Source organism: Pseudomonas zhanjiangensis (genome assembly GCF_041027545.1).
Taxonomy (GTDB): Bacteria; Pseudomonadota; Gammaproteobacteria; order Pseudomonadales; family Pseudomonadaceae; genus Aquipseudomonas; species Aquipseudomonas zhanjiangensis.
This window is the reverse complement of sequence record NZ_JBFTEG010000010.1, coordinates 125,735-144,426: the sequence shown is the minus strand read 5'-3', so window position 1 is coordinate 144,426 and position 18,692 is coordinate 125,735. Positions and strand designations below refer to the sequence as shown.

Genomic DNA, 18,692 nt, shown 5'->3' with positions numbered 1-18,692 from the left:
GCATGATGCAGTCGGCGGGCTTGCAGAAGGGGTTTGTAATATGGCGCTTGCGCTGATAGTCGCCTTGCCATTTATTGGAATGATCCTGCCGCTGTTGGCGGAGCGGATCGGCCGCTCGGCCTGTTCGGTAGCGACCGCTCTGGCACCCTTGTTGGCCTTGATACTGTTGCTGTCGCAGCAATCTCGGGTATTTGCCGGTGAGGTGCTGCGCATCCGGCTGGACTGGCTGCCCGCCCTGGGACTGAACCTCAGCTTTCGTCTCGACGGCCTGGGATTCCTGTTCTCCCTGCTGATCCTCGGCATCGGCCTGCTGGTGATTCTCTACGCCCGCTATTACCTGTCGAAGAAGGAGCCGATGGGCCGTTTCTTCGCCTTCCTGTTGCTGTTCATGGGCGCCATGCTGGGCGTGGTGCTGTCGGAAAACCTGCTGTTGATGCTGATGTTCTGGGAGCTGACCAGCCTGTCGTCGTTCCTCCTGATCAGCTTCTGGAGTGGCCGTACCGATGCGCGAAAGGGCGCCCGCATGGCCCTGGCCGTCACCGGCGGCGGAGGCCTGGCACTGTTGGCGGGCATCTTGCTGCTCGGTCATATCGCCGGCAGCTTTGAGCTGTCCAGGGTGCTCGCGGCCGGTTATGCGATACGTGCCCATGAGCTGTATCCGCTGGCGCTGGTGCTGGTCCTGCTCGGCGTGTTCACCAAGTCGGCACAGTTTCCCTTTCATTTCTGGTTGCCCCACGCGATGGCGGCACCGACCCCGGTATCGGCTTATCTGCACTCGGCGACCATGGTCAAGGCCGGGGTGTTTCTGCTGGCCCGCCTGTACCCGGCGCTGGCCGGCTCGGAATGGTGGTTCTACCTGGTCAGCATCACCGGCCTGGTGACCTTGCTGGTGGGCGCCGCCATGGCCCTGTTCCAGCATGACCTGAAAGGGCTGCTGGCGTATTCGACCATCAGCCACCTGGGCTTGATCACCCTGTTGTTTGGCCTGGATACGCGGCTGGCGGCGGTAGCGGCGGTGTTCCATATCATCAACCATGCGACCTTCAAGGCGTCGTTGTTCATGGCGGCGGGCATCATCGATCACGAGACCGGCAGCCGTGACATGCGGCGGATCAACGGCATGTGGAAATACATGCCGCACACCGCGATGTTGGCCATGGTGGCGGCCTCGGCGATGGCCGGGGTGCCCTTGCTCAATGGCTTCCTGAGCAAGGAAATGTTCTTCAGCGAGACCCTCAACCTGCACATGCTCGGGAGTTTCAACTGGGTAATTCCCGCCGGTGCGACCCTGGGCGGGGTGTTCTCGGTGGCTTATTCGCTGCGCTTCATCCATGACGTGTTCTTCAACGGCGAGCCGATCAACCTGCCGAAATACCCGCCCCACGAACCGCCGCGCTACATGAAGGTGCCGGTGGAGGTGCTGGTGTTCCTCTGCTTGTTGGTCGGCATAGTGCCAGCCTATACGGTGGCGCCACTGCTGGCCGCGGCGGCGTCGGCCAGCCTCGGCGGTGAATTGCCGGTCTATAGCCTGGCGATCTGGCATGGTTTCAACCTGCCGTTGCTGATGAGCGTTATCGCCCTGCTCGGCGGGGTGCTGGTCTATTCCTGTCGTCAGCCGTTGTTTCGCTGGTATGTCGGGCTGCCGAGCATGGACGCCAAGCTGCTGTTCGAGCGCGGCGTCGTGCTGTTGGCGCGCGGCTGTGCGGCGGTCACCGGGCGCCTGGAGAGCGGTTCGTTGCAGCACTACCTGGGCCTGCTGCTGGGCTCGGCATTCGTGGTGGTGATTCTCGGCCTGGGGCCGCTGCCGCAGCTTGCCGGCCCGCTGGCGCTGGCGCCGATCGACGGTATGGCCGCGTTGGGGCTGGGGATTCTCGCCTTGGCAGCCTTGGCCACGGTGGTCTTCCACCGCCAGCGCCTGGTCTCGCTGCTGATGCTCAGCGTGGTGGGCCTGATGGTGGCCCTGGCCTTCGCCCGCTATTCGGCGCCGGACCTGGCCCTGACCCAGTTGTCGGTGGAGGTGGTGACCATCGTCCTGCTGATGCTTGCGTTGTTCTTTCTGCCGGCACAGACCCGCGCCGAGTCGAGCAGCATCAGGGGGTTGCGCGATTTCGTCCTGGCCGTCGGCAGTGGGGTGATGGTGGCGATTCTGGTGTTCGCCGTGCTGACTCGCCCCTACGACAGTATTTCAGGCTACTACCTGGCCAACAGCCTGTCCGGTGGCGGTGGTGCCAACGTGGTCAACGTGATCCTGGTGGATTTCCGCGGCTTCGATACCCTGGGCGAGATCAGCGTGCTGGCCATCGCCGGGGTCGGTATCTACGCCATGCTCGATGGCCTGAAGCTATTCCAGCCGGGCGTCGATACGGCCGGGCGCAGCTGGGCGCGCGACCGCCACCCCCTGATCCTCGCCACCCTGTCGCGGGTGCTGTTGCCGATGGCGCTGTTGATCTCGGTGTTTACCTTCCTGCGCGGTCACAACCTGCCGGGCGGCGGCTTTATCGCCGGTTTGATCACGGCGGTGGCGTTGATCCTGCAGTACGTCGCCAGCGGCGTGCAGTGGACCCAGTCGCGCTTGCCGCTGAACTACCACCGTATCGCCGGGTGCGGCGTGCTGGTCGCCGGATTCACCGGCCTCGGCAGCTGGCTGTTCGAGCGACCGTTCCTGACCTCCAGTTTCGGCCATTGGCACATCCCGCTGATCGGCGACATCGAACTGGCCAGCGCCATGCTGTTTGACCTGGGTGTGTACCTGACGGTAGTCGGCGCGACCCTGCTGATACTCGCCAACCTGGGCAAGCTGACCCAGGAAAAGGCCGGACAAGAGGTACTCTGAAATGGAAGCATTGTTTGCCGTCGCCTTGGGTATTCTGGCCGGCAGTGGGGTCTATCTGCTGTTGCGCGGGCGCACCTTTGCGGTGGTGATGGGCCTGACGCTGATCTCCTACGCGGTCAACCTGTTCCTGTTCGCCATGGGCCGGCTGCATAGCGGGGCGGCTTCGGTGATCGGCAAGAGTGCCGAGTATGGTGACCCCTTGCCGCAGGCGCTGGTGCTCACCGCCATCGTCATCGGCTTCGCCATGACCGCCTTCGTGGTGGTGCTGGCGCTGCGCAGCGTCGGTGAAACCAGCTCCGACCACGTCGATGGGCGGGAGTCCTCGCGATGAATCATGCGTTGATCCTGCCGGTGCTGTTGCCGATGTTCACCGGCAGCCTGTTGCTGTTCGCAGCGCGCCTGGATAGGCGGGTCAAGCGTGGCCTGTCGCTGCTGGCCACCACCCTGCTGCTGCCGTTGTGCCTCTGGTTGCTGGGGCAGGCGAACCAGGGCGGGTTGCAGGTCTATGCGCTGGGGGGCTGGCAGCCGCCGTTCGGCATCATCCTGCTGCTCGATCGGCTGAGCGCGCTCATGCTGATGGTCACCGCGGTGCTGGCATTCTTTGCCTTGCTTTATGCGGTGCGCGGTGATGATGAGCGCGGGCGGAACTTTCACGCCCTGTTCCAGTTCCAGTTGATGGGCATCAATGGCGCCTTCCTCACCGGCGACCTGTTCAACCTGTTCGTGTTCTTCGAGATACTGCTGATCGCCTCCTATTCGCTGCTGCTGCATGGCGGCGGCCCCGAGCGGGTGCGCGCCGGCTTGCATTACGTGATCCTGAATCTGGTCGGCTCCTCGTTCTTCCTGATCGCGGTCGGCGTGCTCTATGGCATAGCCGGCACCCTCAACATGGCCGATCTGGCCGTGCGGGTGGCGGCGGCGGGACCCGATCAGGCGCCGCTGCTGGGGGCCGCTGGCATGCTGCTGCTGGTGGTGTTCGGCCTCAAGGCGGCCTTTCTGCCGTTGTATTTCTGGCTACCCAGGGCCTATGCCTCGGCGACGGCGCCGGTGGCGGCCCTGTTCGCGATCATGACCAAGATTGGCCTGTATTCGATCCTGCGCGTCTATACGCTGATCTTCGGTGATGAGGCGGGCAGCTTGGCCAATATGGCGCAGGATTGGCTTTGGCCGCTGGCGCTGCTCAGCATTGCCTGTGGCGTCATCGGCGCGCTGGCGGCGCGCAGCCTGCATGGGCTGTTTGCCTACCTGGTGGTTGTCTCGGTCGGCACCCTGCTGGCTGGTATCGCCCTGGGCACGCCGCAGGCGCAGTCGGCGGCTCTGTATTACCTGATCCACAGCACCTGGATCGGCGGTGGGCTGTTCCTCCTGGCCGACCTGATCGCCCGCCAGCGTGGGGTGAAGACCAGCGATCTGGTGCAGGGGCCGCAGCTGCAGAACCCGCACCTGCTCGGCGCCCTGTTCTTTTTCGGGGCGATTGGCGTGGCCGGGCTGCCGCCGCTTTCCGGTTTTCTCGGCAAGCTGCTGTTGCTGCGGTCGGTCGAACCAGGCGCGCAGGCGCTGCTGCTTTGGCCGGTGGTGCTGCTCGGCGGTCTGGCCACCTTGATTGCCCTCAGTCGCGCCGGCAGCACCCTGTTCTGGAGGGTCGGGCGCAGTCAGCTCGATAGTGCCGAGCTGGATTATGGGCGTCTGTTCGCCTGTGCCAGCCTGTTGTTGCTCAGTCCCGTGCTGGTCGGTCTGGCCGCGCCGGTGCTGGAGTATGTCGAGGCGACGGTCGACCAGCTGCACGACCTGCAGACCTATCGGCAGCTCCTGCAAGCCGGAGGTGGCGCATGAAGGCCCGACGTTGGCTGCCCCATCCGCTATTGAGCCCGTGTTTGCTGCTGGTCTGGCTGCTGCTGGTCAATGACTTCGGTCTCGGTAACTTGTTGCTCGGGGCTCTGTTGGGCTGGCTGATCCCGCTGGTCAGTCAGCGGTTCTGGATCAATCCGCCGCAGATTCAGCGGCCGTTGAAACTGTGCCTGTTCCTGCTGCGGGTGATCGGCGACATCGTCATTGCCAACCTGCAGGTGGCCAAGCTGATTCTCGGGCCGAGCAGCAAGCTGCGCCCGGCCTTCGTCGAGATCCCGCTGGCGCTGGAAGACGAATTGGCTCTGACCATGCTCGCCAGCGTCATCTCGCTGACCCCCGGCACCGTTTCCGCCGACCTCAGCGACGATCGCAAGACCCTGCTGGTGCACAGCCTGGACGTGGCCGATGAGGCCGGTCTGGTGCACGAGATCAAGACCCGCTACGAAGCGCCATTGCTGGAGGTGTTCGCATGCTCGCCTACGTGATTCCCCTGTGCCTGGCGATCATGGGCCTGGCCCTGCTGCTGACCCTGGCGCGCCTGATCAAGGGGCCGGACCTGCCCGACCGTATCCTCGCCCTGGACACCCTGTACATCAACGCCATCGCGCTGCTGGTGCTGCTCGGCATCGGTCTGGATTCGAAGCTGTACTTCGAGGCGGCGCTGCTGATCGCGGTGATGGGCTTCATCGGCACCGTGGCCGTGGCCAAGTACCTGCTGCGCGGCGACATCATCGAATAGAGGAGTCCTTATGCATACCTGGATCGAGGCGCTGGTCGCCGTGTCCCTGCTGCTTGGCAGCCTGTTCGCCCTGATCGGGGCGGTCGGTCTGTACCGTCTGCCGGATTTCTTCATGCGTCTGCATGGCCCGACCAAGTCGACGACCCTTGGGGTCGGCGGCATGGTCATCGCGTCGATGATCTACTTCGGCAACAGCACCGAGGGCATCAGCCTGCACGAGCTGCTGATCACCCTGTTTCTGTTCATTACCGCGCCGGTCAGCGCCCATATGCTGGCCAAGGCCGCGCTGCAGCAGAAGGTGCGCCTGAGCGAGCAGACCCGCGGGCGCCCCTGGGAGCAGTAGCGGGAGCGGGGCGGGCGCCTGTGGCGGCCCTTTTGATGAGCCGCTAGAAGGGCGCCGGGCACTCGAAGCGCAGGCGTTCGCCGCTCTGCGGGTGGGTCAGGCAGAGCATGCTGGCGTGCAGGCACAGGCGCTCGTGGGCAGCCAGCGCCTGTGCGTGGGCGTACAGCCGGTCGCCGAGCAGCGGGTGGCCGATCGACAGCATGTGCACACGCAGTTGGTGCGAGCGCCCGGTGATCGGCGTCAGCTCGACCCGGCAATGATCGCCGCAGCGTTCGAGGATGCGCCAGTAGGTCAGGGCGTGCTTGCCCAGGTCATGGTCGACCACGTGGCGTGGTTTGGTCGGCGGGTCGTAGCGCAGCGGCAGGTCGACGCTGCCGCTGTCCTGCTCCGGCTGGCCCCAGCACAGGGCGGTGTAGGCCTTCTCCGTCTCGCGGTCGTGGAACTGCCGGGACAGCTCGCGGTGGCTGTCGGGGTCCCGGGCCAGGACGATGAGTCCCGAGGTTTCCCAGTCCAGGCGGTGGACGATGCGCGCCTCGGGGTAGCCGTTTTCCTGCAGGCGGGTGACCAGGCAGTCGCGGTTGTCCTCGGCGCGGCCGGGCACCGAGAGCAGCAGGGTGGGCTTGTTGATCACCAGCAGGGCGTCGTCCTGGTGGAGGATCTGGATATTGGTCAGCGGCATGCAGGGGTCCACAAATGCGAACGGCGGCCTGAGCCGCCGCCACGTGCCCAGGGCGGATCAGCGATCCGGCAGGGTGATGTTCAGTTCCAGGATCGAGCAGCTGCCCTGGTTCTCCAGGGCGACCTGGACCTGGTCCGAGTCGATATTGACGTACTTGCGAATCACCTCGACCAGCTCCTGCTGCAGGGCCGGCAGGTAATCGGGCTGGCTGCGTTGGCCGCGCTCGTGGGCGACGATGATCTGCAGACGCTCTTTCGCGATGGACGCCGGGGTTTCTTTTTTGCGTTCACGAAAGAAGTCGAAAATATTCATTAGCGCGCTCCAAACAGGCGTTGCATGAGTCCTTTCTTCTGCACGTCGAGGAAGCGGTGGGCAACTTCCTTGCCGAGCAGGCGATCGACGGCGTCGCTGTAGGCCTGGCCCGCGTCGCTCTGGTCATCGAGGATCACCGGCACGCCCTGGTTGGAGGCCTTGAGCACCGCCTGCGATTCGGGGATGACGCCGAGCAGGCGGATGGCGAGGATCTCCTCGACGTCTTCCACGCCGAGCATCTCGCCCTTGGTCACGCGCTCGGGGTTGTAGCGGGTCAGCAGCAGGTGTTCCTTGATCGGCTCCTCGCCTTTCTCGGCGCGCCGCGACTTGCTCGCCAGCAGCCCGAGCATGCGGTCGGAGTCGCGCACCGAGGAGACCTCGGGGTTGGTTACCACGATCGCCTCGTCGGCGAAATACATGGCCAGGTGGGCGCCTTTCTCGATACCGGCCGGCGAGTCGCAGACCACGTACTCGAAGTTCTGCGACAGTTCATTGATCACCTTCTCCACGCCCTCGACGGTCAGCGCGTCCTTGTCGCGGGTCTGGCTGGCGGCCAGCACGTAGAGGTTCTCCAGGCGTTTGTCCTTGATCAGGGCCTGGGTCAGGGTGGATTCGCCGTTGACCACGTTGACGAAGTCGTACACCACGCGGCGTTCGCAGCCCATGATCAGGTCGAGGTTACGCAGGCCGACGTCGAAGTCGACGATGACGGTCTTGTGCCCGCGCAGGGCGAGGCCGGTACCGATGGCGGCGCTGGTGGTGGTTTTACCGACGCCACCCTTGCCGGAAGTGACTACGAGGATCTTGGCCAAGGTGATTCACCCCAAATATGAAGATAAAAGCAGGAAACTGTAGGCCCCTCGAGGCTTCCAGTGCCCTTTTGTGTCCCTGAAATTTGGCCGCAGTATCCGTTAAAGGCGGGTGATGTTCAACACGTCACCCGACAGACAGACATGCACGGCCTCGCCCCACAGCGGGTCGCGGCGCAGGTCCTCGGCGGTCTTGTAGTGACCGGCGATCGACAGCAGTTCGGCGCCCATCTGCTGACAGAAGATTCGCGCCTGCTCGTTGCCCTTGATGCCGGCCAGGGCGCGGCCGCGCATCGGTGCGTACACATGGATGTTGCCATCGGCGAGAAGTTCCGCGCCGGCGCTGACCGGGGCCAGGACGATCAGGTCGCCGCCCTGGGCATAGACCTGCTGGCCGCCGCGCACCGGGCTGGTGATCAGCTTGCTCGGCCTGACCTCGGGTTCGGCCGGTTTCTCCGGCGGTTTCGCCGGGCTGCTGCCTGCGCCCGGATCAATCACCCGCTCACGGGCGCCGGAGGGCGGCAGTACAGGCAGGTCCAGGGCTGCGGCGGCGGCAATGTCGTCTTCGCGGTTGGCGCGCACGGCGAGAGTGCGCAGGCCATGGCGGCGGCACAGGGCCATCAGGGCGGCGAGGTCGAGGGTGCCTTCGTCCTGCGGCAGCTTGTCCAGGGCCAGAACCAGCGGGGTATTGCTGAAGAACCCCGGCGCCTGGGCGACTTTCGCCGCCAGTTGCTGATCGAGGCGCGCGAGGTCGTTGTGGGCCAGCTCCATCACGGTGATGGCCAGCATGCTGCCCTTGAGCTGGAATACGGGGTCTTGGTCGAGGAGGTCGGCTTGGCTCATGGTCTGCCTAGTTCGCCTTGTAGGGTGGGCATGTCTTTTAAGTTGCCCGGACTTATAGCGATATCGCCGGTGGGCCGCAAGCCGAGCCGAGTCCTGTAGAATGCCCGGCCTTGTCGTTTGTGCGGAATCAACCATGGATCGTCCCCGTTTTCGAGCCTATTACCTGCATCCGCGCTTCTGGCTGCTGTGGCTGGGGCTTGGCCTGCTGTGGCTGGTGTCTCTGCTGCCCTACGCGGTGCTGATGCGCCTGGGCCGTTGGCTGGGGGCGCTGATGATGCGCCTGGCACGCTCGCGCCGGCAGATCGCGGCGCGCAACCTGGAGCTGTGTTTTCCCGAGCTGTCGGCAGCCGAGCGTCTGCAGTTGTTGCGCGAGAACTTCGCCTCGACCGGCATGACCTTCTTCGAGATGGCGATCAGCTGGTGGTGGCCGCAAAAGCGCCTGCTGGAGCTGGGGCAGTTCGATGGCCTGGAGCATTTGCAGCAGGCCCAGGCCGAGGGGCAGGGGGTGATCCTGATGGCCCTGCATTTCACCACCCTGGAGATGGGCGGCGGTCTGCTCGGTCTGCGCCAGGGCATGTATGGCATGTATCGGCCGCACAAGAACCCGCTGTTCGACTTCGTTCAGCGCCGCGGCCGCGAGCAGAGGCTGCTGGGCGTGGTCGAGCGCGACGATGTGCGCGGCATGCTCAAGCTGCTGCGCGCCGGCGCGGTGGTCTGGTACGCGCCGGATCAGGATTACGGCGCCCAGCGCAGCATCTTCGTGCCCCTGTTCGGGGTGCCGGCGGCGACGGTGACGGCCACCAGCAAGTTCGCCCGTCTGGGGCGGGCGCGGGTGATTCCCTTTACCCAGGTTCGTCTCGCCGATGGCAGCGGCTATAAGGTGACGGTGCATCCGCCCCTGGCCGACTTTCCCAGCGACAGCGAGGAGGCCGATGGCCTGCGCATCAACCAGTGGATCGAGGCGGCGATTCGTCAGCACCCGGAACAGTATCTCTGGGCCCACCGCCGCTTCAAGACCCGGCCACCCGGTGAGGCCAAGCTGTATAAGAAGCGGCGCGCCTAGCCGGCCGCAGGTGCTGACCATCGCGGCGGTTGACGAGCGCCTCCCTATACTTGCCAAGAAACCCAGCGGAAGCCCTGCATGACGGCCTCAACCACCTCCAGCGAACCTGTCACCGGGCTGATTCTTTCCGGGGGCGGGGCGCGAGCCGCCTATCAGGTCGGGGTGTTGGCCGCCGTCGCCGACCTGTTGCCCGACGCCGCGGAAAACCCCTTCCCGGTCATCGTCGGCACCTCGGCGGGGGCGATCAACGCGGTGAGTCTGGCCTGCGGCGCCTTGCATTTCGGTGAGGCGGTGCGCCGGCTGACCGCCGTCTGGCAAGGCTTTCGCACCCATCAGGTGTACCGCAGCGACTGGCGCGGGGTGTTCCACCAGGCCGGTCGCTTTATCGGGCACAGCCTGCTTGGCCTGGGCAGGCAGCTGCCGGTGGCCCTGCTCGACAGCCGGCCGTTGGCCGAGTTGCTGCAGCGCGAGCTGGATTTCTCCGGGATTTCCGCGGCGGTGCGCCAGCGCCGCCTGCGCGCCGTGGCGGTGACGGCATTCGGCTACGAATCGGCGCAGGCGGTGACCTTCTATCAGGGGCGCGCCACCATCGATCCCTGGTTTCGGCACAGGCGCGTTGGCGTGCCGACGCGCCTGTCGTTGCAGCACCTGCTGGCCAGCGCATCGATTCCGCTGATGTTTCCGCCCGTGAAGATCAATCGCGAGTACTTCGGTGATGGCGCCATGCGCCAGTCGGCGCCGATCAGCCCGGCCCTGCACCTGGGGGCCACGCGGGTGCTGGTGATCGGGGTGAGCGACAACCCGCAGGGTGAGCCGGTCAACAATGCCTTCGGTCATCCTCCTGCCGTGCTGCCGCCGAGCCTCGCGCAGATCGGCGGGCATCTGCTCAACAGCGCCTTTATCGACAGCCTGGAGAGCGATATCGAGCTGCTCGAGCGCCTCAATCTGATGAGCAGGCTGATCCCCGAGGAGCGCCAGTCGCGTGGCCTGGGGGTCAAGCCGGTGGAGGTGCTGGTGATTTCCCCCAGTCAGCCGCTCGATGAGATCGCCGCCCGCCATCGCCGCGAGCTGCCGGCCGTGCTGCGCCTGTTCCTGCGTGGGCCGGGGGCGACCCAGGCGAGTGGTGCCGGGGTGCTCAGCTACCTGTTGTTCGAGCAGGGCTACTGCAACGAACTGGTCGAGCTGGGCTATCAGGATGCCATGGCGAAGAAAGAAGCTTTGAGTGACTTTCTCTGTCTGGCCCGGCCTTCGCTGGCGCAGGCCTCGGTAGCGCCAGCCTAGCCGGATACAGGTGGCGAAAGACCCGCCAGTCAGCTTGTGGCTAAATTGCCTGGGGCGTGCCCTTTGGTAGCGAACAGCGTTTAAACTGCGCCTTCCCGACGCTTTCTGTCGCATTTGCGAAAGCGCCGGTTTTTCCCGGGTTGGCGCTATAAGAAGTTGTCGCATGGCGGCAATGCCCGCCCCGGTTCAATCCCTACAATCCCTTTCATCGTCTGCCACCCAAGGCAGAAGTTCCTCGTCAGGAGAGTTCCGATGTCCGTTCAGCACGACCCGGTGCAGCGCGCCGATTTCGACCAGGTGATGGTTCCCAATTATGCTCCGGCCGGCTTTATTCCGGTGCGCGGCGCGGGCTCGCGAGTCTGGGACCAGAGCGGTCGAGAGCTGATCGATTTCGCCGGCGGGATCGCCGTCAATGTGCTCGGTCACTGTCATCCGGCGCTGGTGGAGGCCCTGACCACCCAGGCCAACGCCCTGTGGCATGTGTCCAACGTGTTCACCAACGAGCCGGCCCTGCGCCTGGCCAAGAAGCTGGTCGATGCCACCTTTGCCGAGCGCGTGTTCTTCTGCAACTCCGGCGCCGAGGCCAATGAGGCCGCGTTCAAGCTGGCCCGGCGCGTTGCCTTCGACAAATTCGGCGAAGACAAGCACGAGATCATCGCCGCGACCAACAGCTTCCATGGCCGTACCCTGTTCACCGTCAGCGTAGGTGGTCAGCCCAAGTACTCCGACGGTTTCGGACCCAAGATCCAGGGTATCAGCCACGTCCCCTACAATGATCTGGAGGCGCTGAAGGCGGCGATCTCCGACAAGACCTGCGCCGTGGTGCTCGAACCGATCCAGGGCGAGGGCGGCGTGTTGCCGGCCGAGAAAGCCTACCTGGAAGGGGCGCGCAAGCTGTGCGACGCGCACAACGCGCTGCTGGTGTTCGATGAGGTGCAGACCGGCATGGGCCGCAGCGGCTCGCTGTTCGCCTATCAACATTACGGCGTCACCCCGGACATCCTCTCCAGCGCCAAGAGCCTGGGTGGCGGTTTTCCGATCGGCGCCATGCTCACCACCACCGAGCTGGCCAAGCACCTGGGGGTCGGTACCCACGGCACCACCTACGGCGGCAACCCGCTGGCCTGTGCGGTGGGTGAGGCGGTGGTCGACACCATCAATACCCCGGCCGTGCTCGAAGGCGTCAAGGTCAAGCACCAGCGCTTCAAGAGCACGCTGGAACAGATCGGTCGGCAGTACGGCGTGTTCGCCGAGGTGCGCGGCCTGGGCCTGCTGATCGGTGCGGTGCTCAGCGATGCCTGGAAGGGCAAGGCCAAGGCGATTCTGGATGCGGCGGCCCTGGAAGGGGTGATGGTGCTGCAGGCCAGCCCCGATGTGGTGCGTTTCGCCCCGAGCCTGGTGGTGGAAGATGCCGACATCGATGAGGGCCTGGCCCGCTTCGAGCGTGCGGTGGCCAAGCTGGCCCAGGCCTGATGCGAGTGCCCGGCGCAAGGATGCGCCGGGATCAATCCAGGGACGACAGTCTTTAGTGTGCTCTGCGGCTCAGGCCGTAGTTTCTCTGGGCGGCTCAGCGCGAGCGGCTCGGAGCTTTTATCAGAAGGAGTGACACCATGCTGGTGATGCGCCCCGCGCAAATGGCCGACCTCACTGAAGTGCAGCGTCTCGCCGCGGACAGCCCGGTTGGTGTGACTTCACTGCCGGACGATGCCGGTCGCCTGCGCGACAAGATCGCCGCCTCCGAGGCGTCGTTCGCGGCCGAAGTGAGCTTCAATGGCGAGGAAAGCTACTTCTTCGTCCTCGAGGACAGCGAGACTGGGCGCCTGGTCGGCTGCTCCGGGATAGTTGCCTCGGCAGGCTACTCCGAGCCGTTCTACAGCTTTCGCAACGAAACCTTCGTGCACAACTCCCGTGAGCTGAAGATCCACAACAAGATCCATGTGCTGTCGTTGTGTCATGACCTGACCGGCAACAGCCTGCTGACCAGTTTCTACATCGAGCGACCGCTGGTTGGCAGCGTCGGCTCGGAGCTGAACTCGCGCGGCCGGTTGCTGTTCGTCGCCAATCACCCGGAACGTTTTGCCGATTCGGTGGTGGTGGAGATCGTTGGGCACAGCGACGAGGCCGGCGACTCGCCGTTCTGGGATGCCGTTGGGCGTAATTTCTTCGACATGAACTATACCGAGGCCGAGCGTCTGTGCGGGCTGAAGAGCCGTACCTTCCTCGCCGAGCTGATGCCGCATTACCCGATCTATGTGCCGCTGCTGCCGGATGCGGCGCAGGAAGCCATGGGCCAGGTGCATCCGCGCGCCCAGGTGACCTTCGACATCCTCATGCGCGAGGGCTTCGAGACCGATAACTACATCGACATCTTCGACGGCGGACCGACCCTGCATGCGCGTACCTCGGGCGTGCGTTCCATCGCCCAGAGCCGCGTGGTGCCGGTCCGGCTCGGTGAGCCGGGCAGTGGCGGCCGTCCTTATCTGGTCAGCAACGGCCAGCTGCAGGACTACCGCGCCATAGTCGCCGAGTTGGATTGGGTGCCGGGCAAGCCAGTCACCCTCAGTCTTGAAGCAGCCGAGGCCCTGGGCGTCGGCGAAGGTGCCAGCGTGCGCCTGGTCGCGGTTTAAGGAGTCAGCATGATTGTTCGTCCCGTACGCAGCGCCGACCTGTCGGCCTTGTTGGATCTGGCGCGCAGCACCGGCGCCGGCCTGACCACCCTGCCGGCCAACGAGGAGCGCCTGGCGCACCGGGTCGGCTGGGCGGAGAAAACCTTTCGCGGCGAGGCCGAGCGGGCCGATGCGGACTACCTGTTCGTGCTCGAGGACGATGACGGCGGGGTGGTCGGCATTTCGGCGATCGCCGGCGCCGTCGGCAAGCGCGAGCCCTGGTACAACTACCGGGTGGGCCTGACCGTGAGCGCCTCCCAGGAACTGAACATCCACCGGGAAATCCCCACCCTGTTCCTGGCCAACGACCTGACCGGCAATTCCGAGCTGTGCTCGTTGTTCCTGCATGCTGGCCATCGCAGCGGTCTCAATGGTCGCCTGCTGTCCAAGGCGCGCTTCCTGTTTATCGCCGAGTTCCGCGAGCTGTTCGGCGACAAGGTGATCGCCGAGATGCGCGGCATGTCCGATGACAGCGGCCGCTCGCCGTTCTGGGAGAGCCTGGGGCGGCATTTCTTCAAGATGGAATTTTCCCAGGCCGACTACCTCACCGGCGTCGGCAACAAGGCCTTTATCGCCGAGCTGATGCCCAAGTTCCCGCTGTACACCTGCTTCCTCTCCGACGACGCGCGGGCGGTCATCGGTCGCGTGCACCCGGACACCGAGCCGGCGCTGGCCATGCTCAAGGGCGAGGGCTTCAGCTATCAGGGCTATGTCGACATCTTCGACGCTGGCCCGGCGATCGAGGCGGAAACCGCGAAGATTCGCGCGGTGAAGGCCAGTCAGGCATTGGTCCTGGCGATCGGCACGCCCGGCGATGATGCCACCGCCTATCTGATCCACAACCGCAAGCGCGAGGACTGCCGCATCACCGCGGCGCCGGCCCGTGTGGCGGCCGGCACCCTGGTGGTCGACGCGCTGACCGCCAAGCGCCTGCAGCTGACCGCCGGCGATCAGGTGCGTGCGGTGCCCCTGTCGGCCCGCGGCTGACCAACAGCGGAGAGCCCGGCGTCGGTCGGGCGAGTCTATTGAACTGCGCATCCGTGACACAGCCGGGTGCTGAATTGCCTTGGAGTGATAAAACAAGATGAGCACTCATTATATTGCCGGAAGCTGGCAGGCTGGTCAGGGCGAGTCCCTGCAGTCGTTGAACCCGGTCAGCCAGCAGCTGCTGTGGCAGGGCCAGGCCGCCAGTGCGGCGCAGGTCGGGGCCGCCGTGCAGGCCGCCCGTGATGCCTTCTCCGCTTGGGCGGCGCGCTCGCTGGACAGTCGCATCGGTGTGCTCGAGCGCTTCGCCGTGGCCCTCAAGACCAAGACTGACGAGCTGGCTCGCGCCATCGGCGAGGAAACCGGCAAGCCGCTGTGGGAGTCGACCACCGAGGTGACCAGCATGGTCAACAAGGTCGCCATCTCGGTGCAGAGCTACCGCGAGCGTACCGGTGAGAAGAGTGGCCCGCTGGCCGATGCCACCGCCGTGTTGCGCCACAAGCCGCACGGCGTGGTCGCGGTCTTCGGCCCCTACAACTTCCCCGGCCACCTGCCCAACGGCCATATCGTTCCCGCCCTGCTGGCCGGCAACTGCGTGGTGTTCAAGCCCAGCGAGCTGACCCCCAGGGTGGCCGAGCTGACGGTCAAGTGCTGGATCGAAGCCGGCCTGCCGGCGGGAGTGCTCAATCTGGTCCAGGGCGCCCGCGAAACCGGTGTGGCGCTGGCGGGCAATCCGGGCATCGACGGCCTGTTCTTCACCGGCTCGAGCCGCACCGGCAACCTGTTGCACCAGCAGTTCGCCGGCCGTCCGGAGAAGATCCTGGCGCTGGAGATGGGCGGCAACAACCCGCTGATCGTCGACCAGGTCGCCGATGTGGACGCCGCCGTGTATACCATCATCCAGTCGGCGTTCATCTCCGCCGGTCAGCGCTGCACCTGTGCGCGCCGCCTGCTGGTACCGCAGGGTGACTGGGGCGACGCCCTGCTGGCGCGCCTGGTGGGCGTGGCGTCGAGCATCAAGGTCGGTGCCTTCGACGAGCAGCCGGCGCCGTTCATGGGCTCGGTGATCTCCCTGGCGGCCGCCGAGCAGCTGATCTCGGCTCAGCGCCAGCTGCTGGCCAAGGGCGCCAAGGCCCTGCTGGAAATGACCCAGCCGCGCGCCGACGCCGCGCTGCTGACCCCGGGCATCACCGATGTCACGGCGGTGGCCGAGCGCCCCGACGAGGAGTTCTTCGGCCCGCTGCTGCAGGTGATCCGCTACGCCGATTTCGATGCCGCCATCGCCGAGGCCAACAACACCGAGTTCGGCCTGGCCGCCGGCCTGCTGTCGGACTCCAAGGCCAATTACCAGCGCTTCTGGCTGCAGAGCCGCGCCGGCATCGTCAACTGGAACAAGCAGTTGACCGGGGCGGCGAGCAGCGCGCCCTTCGGCGGTGTCGGGGCGTCCGGCAACCACCGCCCCAGTGCCTACTACGCTGCCGACTATTGCGCCTATCCGGTGGCCTCGCTGGAATCCGAAAGCCTGAGCCTGCCTGCCACCCTGACTCCGGGAGTAAGCCTGTAATGTCCGCTTATGAAATGAATTTCGATGGCCTGGTGGGGCCGACTCACAACTACGGCGGCCTGTCCTACGGCAACGTGGCCTCGCAGAGCAACAGTCAGGCGATTTCCAGCCCCAGGCAGGCCGCCAAGCAGGGCCTGGCGAAGATGAAGGCGCTGATGGAGATGGGCTTCAAGCAGGGCGTGCTGGCCCCGCAGGAGCGACCGGATGTGAACGCCTTGCGCCGTCTGGGTTTCAGCGGAACTGACGCCCAGGTGATCCAGCGTGCCGCCAAGGAGGCCATGCCGCTGCTGGTGGCCACTTGCTCGGCCTCCAGCATGTGGACGGCCAACGCCTGTACCGTCAGCCCCAGCGCCGACACCGCCGATGGGCGGGTGCACTTCACCGCGGCCAACCTCAACTGCAAGTTCCACCGCAGCATCGAACATCCGACCACCAGTCGGGTGCTCGGCGCCATGTTCGCCGATGAGCAGCATTTCGCTCACCACGCGGCCCTGCCGGCGGTCAGCCAGTTCGGCGATGAGGGGGCGGCCAACCACACCCGCTTCTGCAAGGGCTACGGCGATGCCGGCGTGGAGTTCTTCGTCTTCGGCCGCAGCGCCTTCGACAGTCGCTTTGCCCAGCCGACCCGCTACCCGGCGCGGCAGACCCTGGAGGCCTCGCAGGCGGTGGCCCGCCTGCATGGTTTGAGCGAGGCAGGGGTGGTCTATGCTCAACAGAATCCCGCGGTGATCGACCAGGGTGTGTTCCACAACGATGTGATCGCGGTCGGCAATGGCGAGGTGCTGTTCTATCACCAGGACGCCTTCCTCGACACCGACAAGGTGCTGGCCGAACTGGGCGACAAGTTGGCCAAGCGCGGCGGCCGCTTGCAGGCCGTATGCGTGCCGCGTGACGCGGTGAGCGTGGAGGATGCGGTGCGCTCCTACCTGTTCAACAGCCAGCTGCTCAGCCGCGCCGATGGCGGCATGTTGCTGATCGTGCCGGAGGAGTGCCGCAACAACGGCAACGTCTGGAGCTACCTGCAGCGGCTCACCAGCGGCAACGGGCCGATCCGCGAGGTCAAGGTCTTCGATCTCAAGCAGAGCATGCAGAACGGCGGAGGCCCCGCTTGCCTGCGTTTGCGAGTGGCGCTCAAGGACAATGAGCTGGAAGCGGTCAATCCCGGGGTGATCATGACCCCGAGCCTGTACGACACCCTCAACGTCTGGGTCGACAAGCACTACCGCGATCAGCTCAGCGAGAGCGACCTGGCCGACCCGCAATTGCTGGTCGAATGTCGCACGGCACTGGATGAATTGACCCAGATCCTTAAACTGGGCTCGGTCTATCCCTTCCAATTGGCCTAATAGAGAGCCCATCACCATGTCCGACGCCCTGCAACTGATCCTCGAAGACACCGACGGCACCCAGCTGGAGACCTCTTGCACCCGCTTTGCCGTGGTCTGGCAGGGCAAGGAGGTGTGGATCCAGCAGGATGGCCGCGGTCAGCTGATCATCGGCGTCGACGTGGAGGAGGGCGACGCCGAGTACGCCAACCTGCTGCTGCGTCCGCTGGCCACCAACCTGGTCAGCCTGCAACTGGAGATGGAGCCGGCCGGGCTTGGCGATGACGAGCACGTACACGGTCCCGACTGCAACCACGATTGAGGTAGTCCCCATGCTTGCCCTCGGTAAACTGCTCGAACTGACCCTTGCCGGCCACGAACCGGCAGCGAAGATCCAGCTGACCCACGAGGGCGCGCGCCTGCGCTGGTTGGCCGAGGGGGCGCTGGAGATCACCCCGCCGGCGGCCAGCGACAACGGCCTGGACCTGCTGCTGTCGGCCGGTATCCATGGCAATGAAACCGCCCCCATCGAACTGCTCGATCGCCTGCTGCGGGGCATCGCCCGTGGTGAGCTGAAGCCGCGAGCACGCATTCTCTTCCTGTTCGGCAATCCGGCGGCGATTCGCCGCGGCGAGCGCTTCATCGAGCAGGATATCAACCGCCTGTTCAATGGGCGTCATGAGCAGCATACCGGGGTCGAGGCGATGCGTGCCTGCGACCTTGAGCACCTGGCGGCGACCTTCTTCAACAACCCCGAGCGCACCCGCCTGCACTACGACCTGCACACGGCCATCCGCGGCTCGAAGATCGAACAGTTTGCGCTCTATCCCTGGCAGGAAGGGCGCCCGCGCAGCAAGCGCGAGCTGGCCCGGTTGGAGGCGGCGGGTATCGAGGCGGTGCTGCTGCACAACAAGAGTTCGATTACCTTCAGTGCCTACACCTACAGTCAGCTCGGTGCCGAGGCCTTCACCCTGGAACTGGGCAAGGCGCGGGCGTTCGGGCAGAACCAGGAGGTGAACCTGCAGCGGCTGGAGCTGCGTCTGCAGCAGATCGTCGAGGGCTGCGAGCCCGAGCAGGAGTCCGGCGATCTGCAAGAGCTCAAGTTGTTCGCGGTGGCGCGCGAGGTCATCAAGCACAGCGATGCCTTCCAGATGCACCTGCCGGACGGCGTCGAGAACTTTAGCGAGTTGCCGGTCGGCTATCTGCTCGCCGAGGACCTGGCCGGCATGCGCTGGGTGGTCGAGGAGCAGGGCGCGCGAATCATCTTTCCCAATCCGAAGGTGAAGAACGGCCTGCGCGCCGGCATTCTCATCGTCCCGGCCGAGGACGCCGCACTGGTCTGAGCCGGCCCGTCATGGGCACATCAGGCTCGCGCCGATTGTGCCCAGCTGTACCTTGTTCGC

At 65.4% G+C, this 18,692-nt stretch carries 19 protein-coding genes; 15 read left to right on the top strand and 4 right to left on the bottom strand.

Annotated features, from left to right (window positions below; genetic code table 11):
• Nucleotides 1–40: 40 nt before the first annotated feature.
• From AB5S05_RS13870 to AB5S05_RS13845, 6 genes are read left to right on the top strand one after another with little or no spacing between them, the layout of a single operon-like run.
• Nucleotides 41–2,833 (top strand): monovalent cation/H+ antiporter subunit A, encoded by a 2,793-nt coding sequence (locus AB5S05_RS13870; RefSeq protein WP_369288114.1) that lies wholly within the window; start codon nt 41–43, stop codon nt 2,831–2,833.
• Nucleotide 2,834: 1 nt separating this feature from the next.
• Nucleotides 2,835–3,164: a Na+/H+ antiporter subunit C gene (locus AB5S05_RS13865; protein WP_369288113.1), complete on the top strand. Its 330-nt coding sequence runs from the start codon at nt 2,835–2,837 to the stop codon at nt 3,162–3,164.
• Nucleotides 3,161–4,666 carry a monovalent cation/H+ antiporter subunit D gene (locus AB5S05_RS13860; protein WP_369288112.1) on the top strand — a complete coding sequence of 502 codons (1,506 nt, stop codon included), beginning with the start codon at nt 3,161–3,163 and terminating at the stop codon, nt 4,664–4,666. Before AB5S05_RS13865 ends, AB5S05_RS13860 begins: the two co-directional genes overlap by 4 nt.
• Entirely contained in the window at nt 4,663–5,166 is a 504-nt protein-coding gene (locus tag AB5S05_RS13855; protein WP_369288111.1) for a Na+/H+ antiporter subunit E, read from the top strand. Before AB5S05_RS13860 ends, AB5S05_RS13855 begins: the two co-directional genes overlap by 4 nt.
• Complete coding sequence (locus AB5S05_RS13850) at nt 5,151–5,420, top strand: K+/H+ antiporter subunit F (RefSeq protein WP_369288110.1); 270 nt, start codon at nt 5,151–5,153, stop codon at nt 5,418–5,420. Before AB5S05_RS13855 ends, AB5S05_RS13850 begins: the two co-directional genes overlap by 16 nt.
• A gap of 10 nt (nt 5,421–5,430) precedes the next feature.
• Nucleotides 5,431–5,763 carry a Na+/H+ antiporter subunit G gene (locus tag AB5S05_RS13845; protein WP_369288109.1) on the top strand — a complete coding sequence of 111 codons (333 nt, stop codon included), beginning with the start codon at nt 5,431–5,433 and terminating at the stop codon, nt 5,761–5,763.
• Between the two features lie 43 nt (nt 5,764–5,806).
• Here the strand turns inward: AB5S05_RS13845 and AB5S05_RS13840 are convergent, their stop codons facing one another.
• The 4 genes from AB5S05_RS13840 to minC form a co-directional block, all read right to left on the bottom strand.
• Entirely contained in the window at nt 5,807–6,442 is a 636-nt protein-coding gene (locus tag AB5S05_RS13840) for an RluA family pseudouridine synthase (protein WP_369288108.1), read from the bottom strand.
• Nucleotides 6,443–6,499: 57 nt separating this feature from the next.
• Nucleotides 6,500–6,754: a cell division topological specificity factor MinE gene (gene minE / locus AB5S05_RS13835; RefSeq protein ID WP_021443221.1), complete on the bottom strand. Its 255-nt coding sequence runs from the start codon at nt 6,752–6,754 to the stop codon at nt 6,500–6,502.
• Nucleotides 6,754–7,566: a septum site-determining protein MinD gene (gene minD, locus AB5S05_RS13830; RefSeq protein ID WP_369288107.1), complete on the bottom strand. Its 813-nt coding sequence runs from the start codon at nt 7,564–7,566 to the stop codon at nt 6,754–6,756. Before minD ends, minE begins: the two co-directional genes overlap by 1 nt.
• Nucleotides 7,567–7,665: 99 nt before the next feature.
• On the bottom strand, nt 7,666–8,406 hold the full coding sequence (gene minC / locus AB5S05_RS13825) for a septum site-determining protein MinC (protein ID WP_369288106.1): 741 nt from the start codon (nt 8,404–8,406) through the stop codon (nt 7,666–7,668).
• 133 nt (nt 8,407–8,539) lie between these two features.
• Between minC and AB5S05_RS13820 the strand changes: the two genes are divergently transcribed.
• The 9 genes from AB5S05_RS13820 to astE all read left to right on the top strand — a co-directional run bounded on the left by AB5S05_RS13820 (nt 8,540) and on the right by astE (nt 18,632).
• Complete coding sequence (locus AB5S05_RS13820; protein ID WP_369288105.1) at nt 8,540–9,469, top strand: lipid A biosynthesis lauroyl acyltransferase; 930 nt, start codon at nt 8,540–8,542, stop codon at nt 9,467–9,469.
• Nucleotides 9,470–9,547: 78 nt separating this feature from the next.
• A complete protein-coding gene (locus tag AB5S05_RS13815; RefSeq protein WP_369288104.1) occupies nt 9,548–10,750 on the top strand; it encodes a patatin-like phospholipase family protein in 1,203 nt (400 codons plus the stop codon).
• Between the two features lie 252 nt (nt 10,751–11,002).
• Nucleotides 11,003–12,223: an aspartate aminotransferase family protein gene (locus tag AB5S05_RS13810; protein WP_369288103.1), complete on the top strand. Its 1,221-nt coding sequence runs from the start codon at nt 11,003–11,005 to the stop codon at nt 12,221–12,223.
• Between the two features lie 137 nt (nt 12,224–12,360).
• Nucleotides 12,361–13,377 (top strand): arginine/ornithine succinyltransferase subunit alpha, encoded by a 1,017-nt coding sequence (aruF, locus tag AB5S05_RS13805; RefSeq protein WP_369288102.1) that lies wholly within the window; start codon nt 12,361–12,363, stop codon nt 13,375–13,377.
• A gap of 9 nt (nt 13,378–13,386) precedes the next feature.
• On the top strand, nt 13,387–14,403 hold the full coding sequence (gene astA, locus AB5S05_RS13800) for an arginine N-succinyltransferase (RefSeq protein ID WP_369288101.1): 1,017 nt from the start codon (nt 13,387–13,389) through the stop codon (nt 14,401–14,403).
• A gap of 97 nt (nt 14,404–14,500) precedes the next feature.
• Complete coding sequence (astD, locus tag AB5S05_RS13795; protein WP_369288100.1) at nt 14,501–15,964, top strand: succinylglutamate-semialdehyde dehydrogenase; 1,464 nt, start codon at nt 14,501–14,503, stop codon at nt 15,962–15,964.
• Entirely contained in the window at nt 15,964–17,310 is a 1,347-nt protein-coding gene (gene astB / locus AB5S05_RS13790; protein WP_369288099.1) for an N-succinylarginine dihydrolase, read from the top strand. Before astD ends, astB begins: the two co-directional genes overlap by 1 nt.
• Before the next feature lie 16 nt (nt 17,311–17,326).
• A complete protein-coding gene (locus tag AB5S05_RS13785; protein ID WP_369288098.1) occupies nt 17,327–17,611 on the top strand; it encodes a topoisomerase II in 285 nt (94 codons plus the stop codon).
• 10 nt (nt 17,612–17,621) lie between these two features.
• Nucleotides 17,622–18,632, top strand: a complete 1,011-nt coding sequence (gene astE / locus AB5S05_RS13780; protein WP_369288097.1) for a succinylglutamate desuccinylase — start codon at nt 17,622–17,624, stop codon at nt 18,630–18,632.
• The last annotated feature ends 60 nt before the right edge of the window (nt 18,633–18,692 follow it).

Coding starts and splice junctions, on each gene's coding strand:
- AB5S05_RS13870 (WP_369288114.1), top strand. CDS start 41: ATGGCGCTTGCGCTGATAGTCGCCTTGCCATTTATTGGAATGATCCTG.
- AB5S05_RS13865 (WP_369288113.1), top strand. CDS start 2,835: ATGGAAGCATTGTTTGCCGTCGCCTTGGGTATTCTGGCCGGCAGTGGG.
- AB5S05_RS13860 (WP_369288112.1), top strand. CDS start 3,161: ATGAATCATGCGTTGATCCTGCCGGTGCTGTTGCCGATGTTCACCGGC.
- AB5S05_RS13855 (WP_369288111.1), top strand. CDS start 4,663: ATGAAGGCCCGACGTTGGCTGCCCCATCCGCTATTGAGCCCGTGTTTG.
- AB5S05_RS13850 (WP_369288110.1), top strand. CDS start 5,151: ATGCTCGCCTACGTGATTCCCCTGTGCCTGGCGATCATGGGCCTGGCC.
- AB5S05_RS13845 (WP_369288109.1), top strand. CDS start 5,431: ATGCATACCTGGATCGAGGCGCTGGTCGCCGTGTCCCTGCTGCTTGGC.
- AB5S05_RS13840 (WP_369288108.1), bottom strand. CDS start 6,442: ATGCCGCTGACCAATATCCAGATCCTCCACCAGGACGACGCCCTGCTG.
- minE (WP_021443221.1), bottom strand. CDS start 6,754: ATGAATATTTTCGACTTCTTTCGTGAACGCAAAAAAGAAACCCCGGCG.
- minC (WP_369288106.1), bottom strand. CDS start 8,406: ATGAGCCAAGCCGACCTCCTCGACCAAGACCCCGTATTCCAGCTCAAG.
- AB5S05_RS13820 (WP_369288105.1), top strand. CDS start 8,540: ATGGATCGTCCCCGTTTTCGAGCCTATTACCTGCATCCGCGCTTCTGG.
- AB5S05_RS13815 (WP_369288104.1), top strand. CDS start 9,548: ATGACGGCCTCAACCACCTCCAGCGAACCTGTCACCGGGCTGATTCTT.
- AB5S05_RS13810 (WP_369288103.1), top strand. CDS start 11,003: ATGTCCGTTCAGCACGACCCGGTGCAGCGCGCCGATTTCGACCAGGTG.
- aruF (WP_369288102.1), top strand. CDS start 12,361: ATGCTGGTGATGCGCCCCGCGCAAATGGCCGACCTCACTGAAGTGCAG.
- astA (WP_369288101.1), top strand. CDS start 13,387: ATGATTGTTCGTCCCGTACGCAGCGCCGACCTGTCGGCCTTGTTGGAT.
- astD (WP_369288100.1), top strand. CDS start 14,501: ATGAGCACTCATTATATTGCCGGAAGCTGGCAGGCTGGTCAGGGCGAG.
- astB (WP_369288099.1), top strand. CDS start 15,964: ATGTCCGCTTATGAAATGAATTTCGATGGCCTGGTGGGGCCGACTCAC.
- AB5S05_RS13785 (WP_369288098.1), top strand. CDS start 17,327: ATGTCCGACGCCCTGCAACTGATCCTCGAAGACACCGACGGCACCCAG.
- astE (WP_369288097.1), top strand. CDS start 17,622: ATGCTTGCCCTCGGTAAACTGCTCGAACTGACCCTTGCCGGCCACGAA.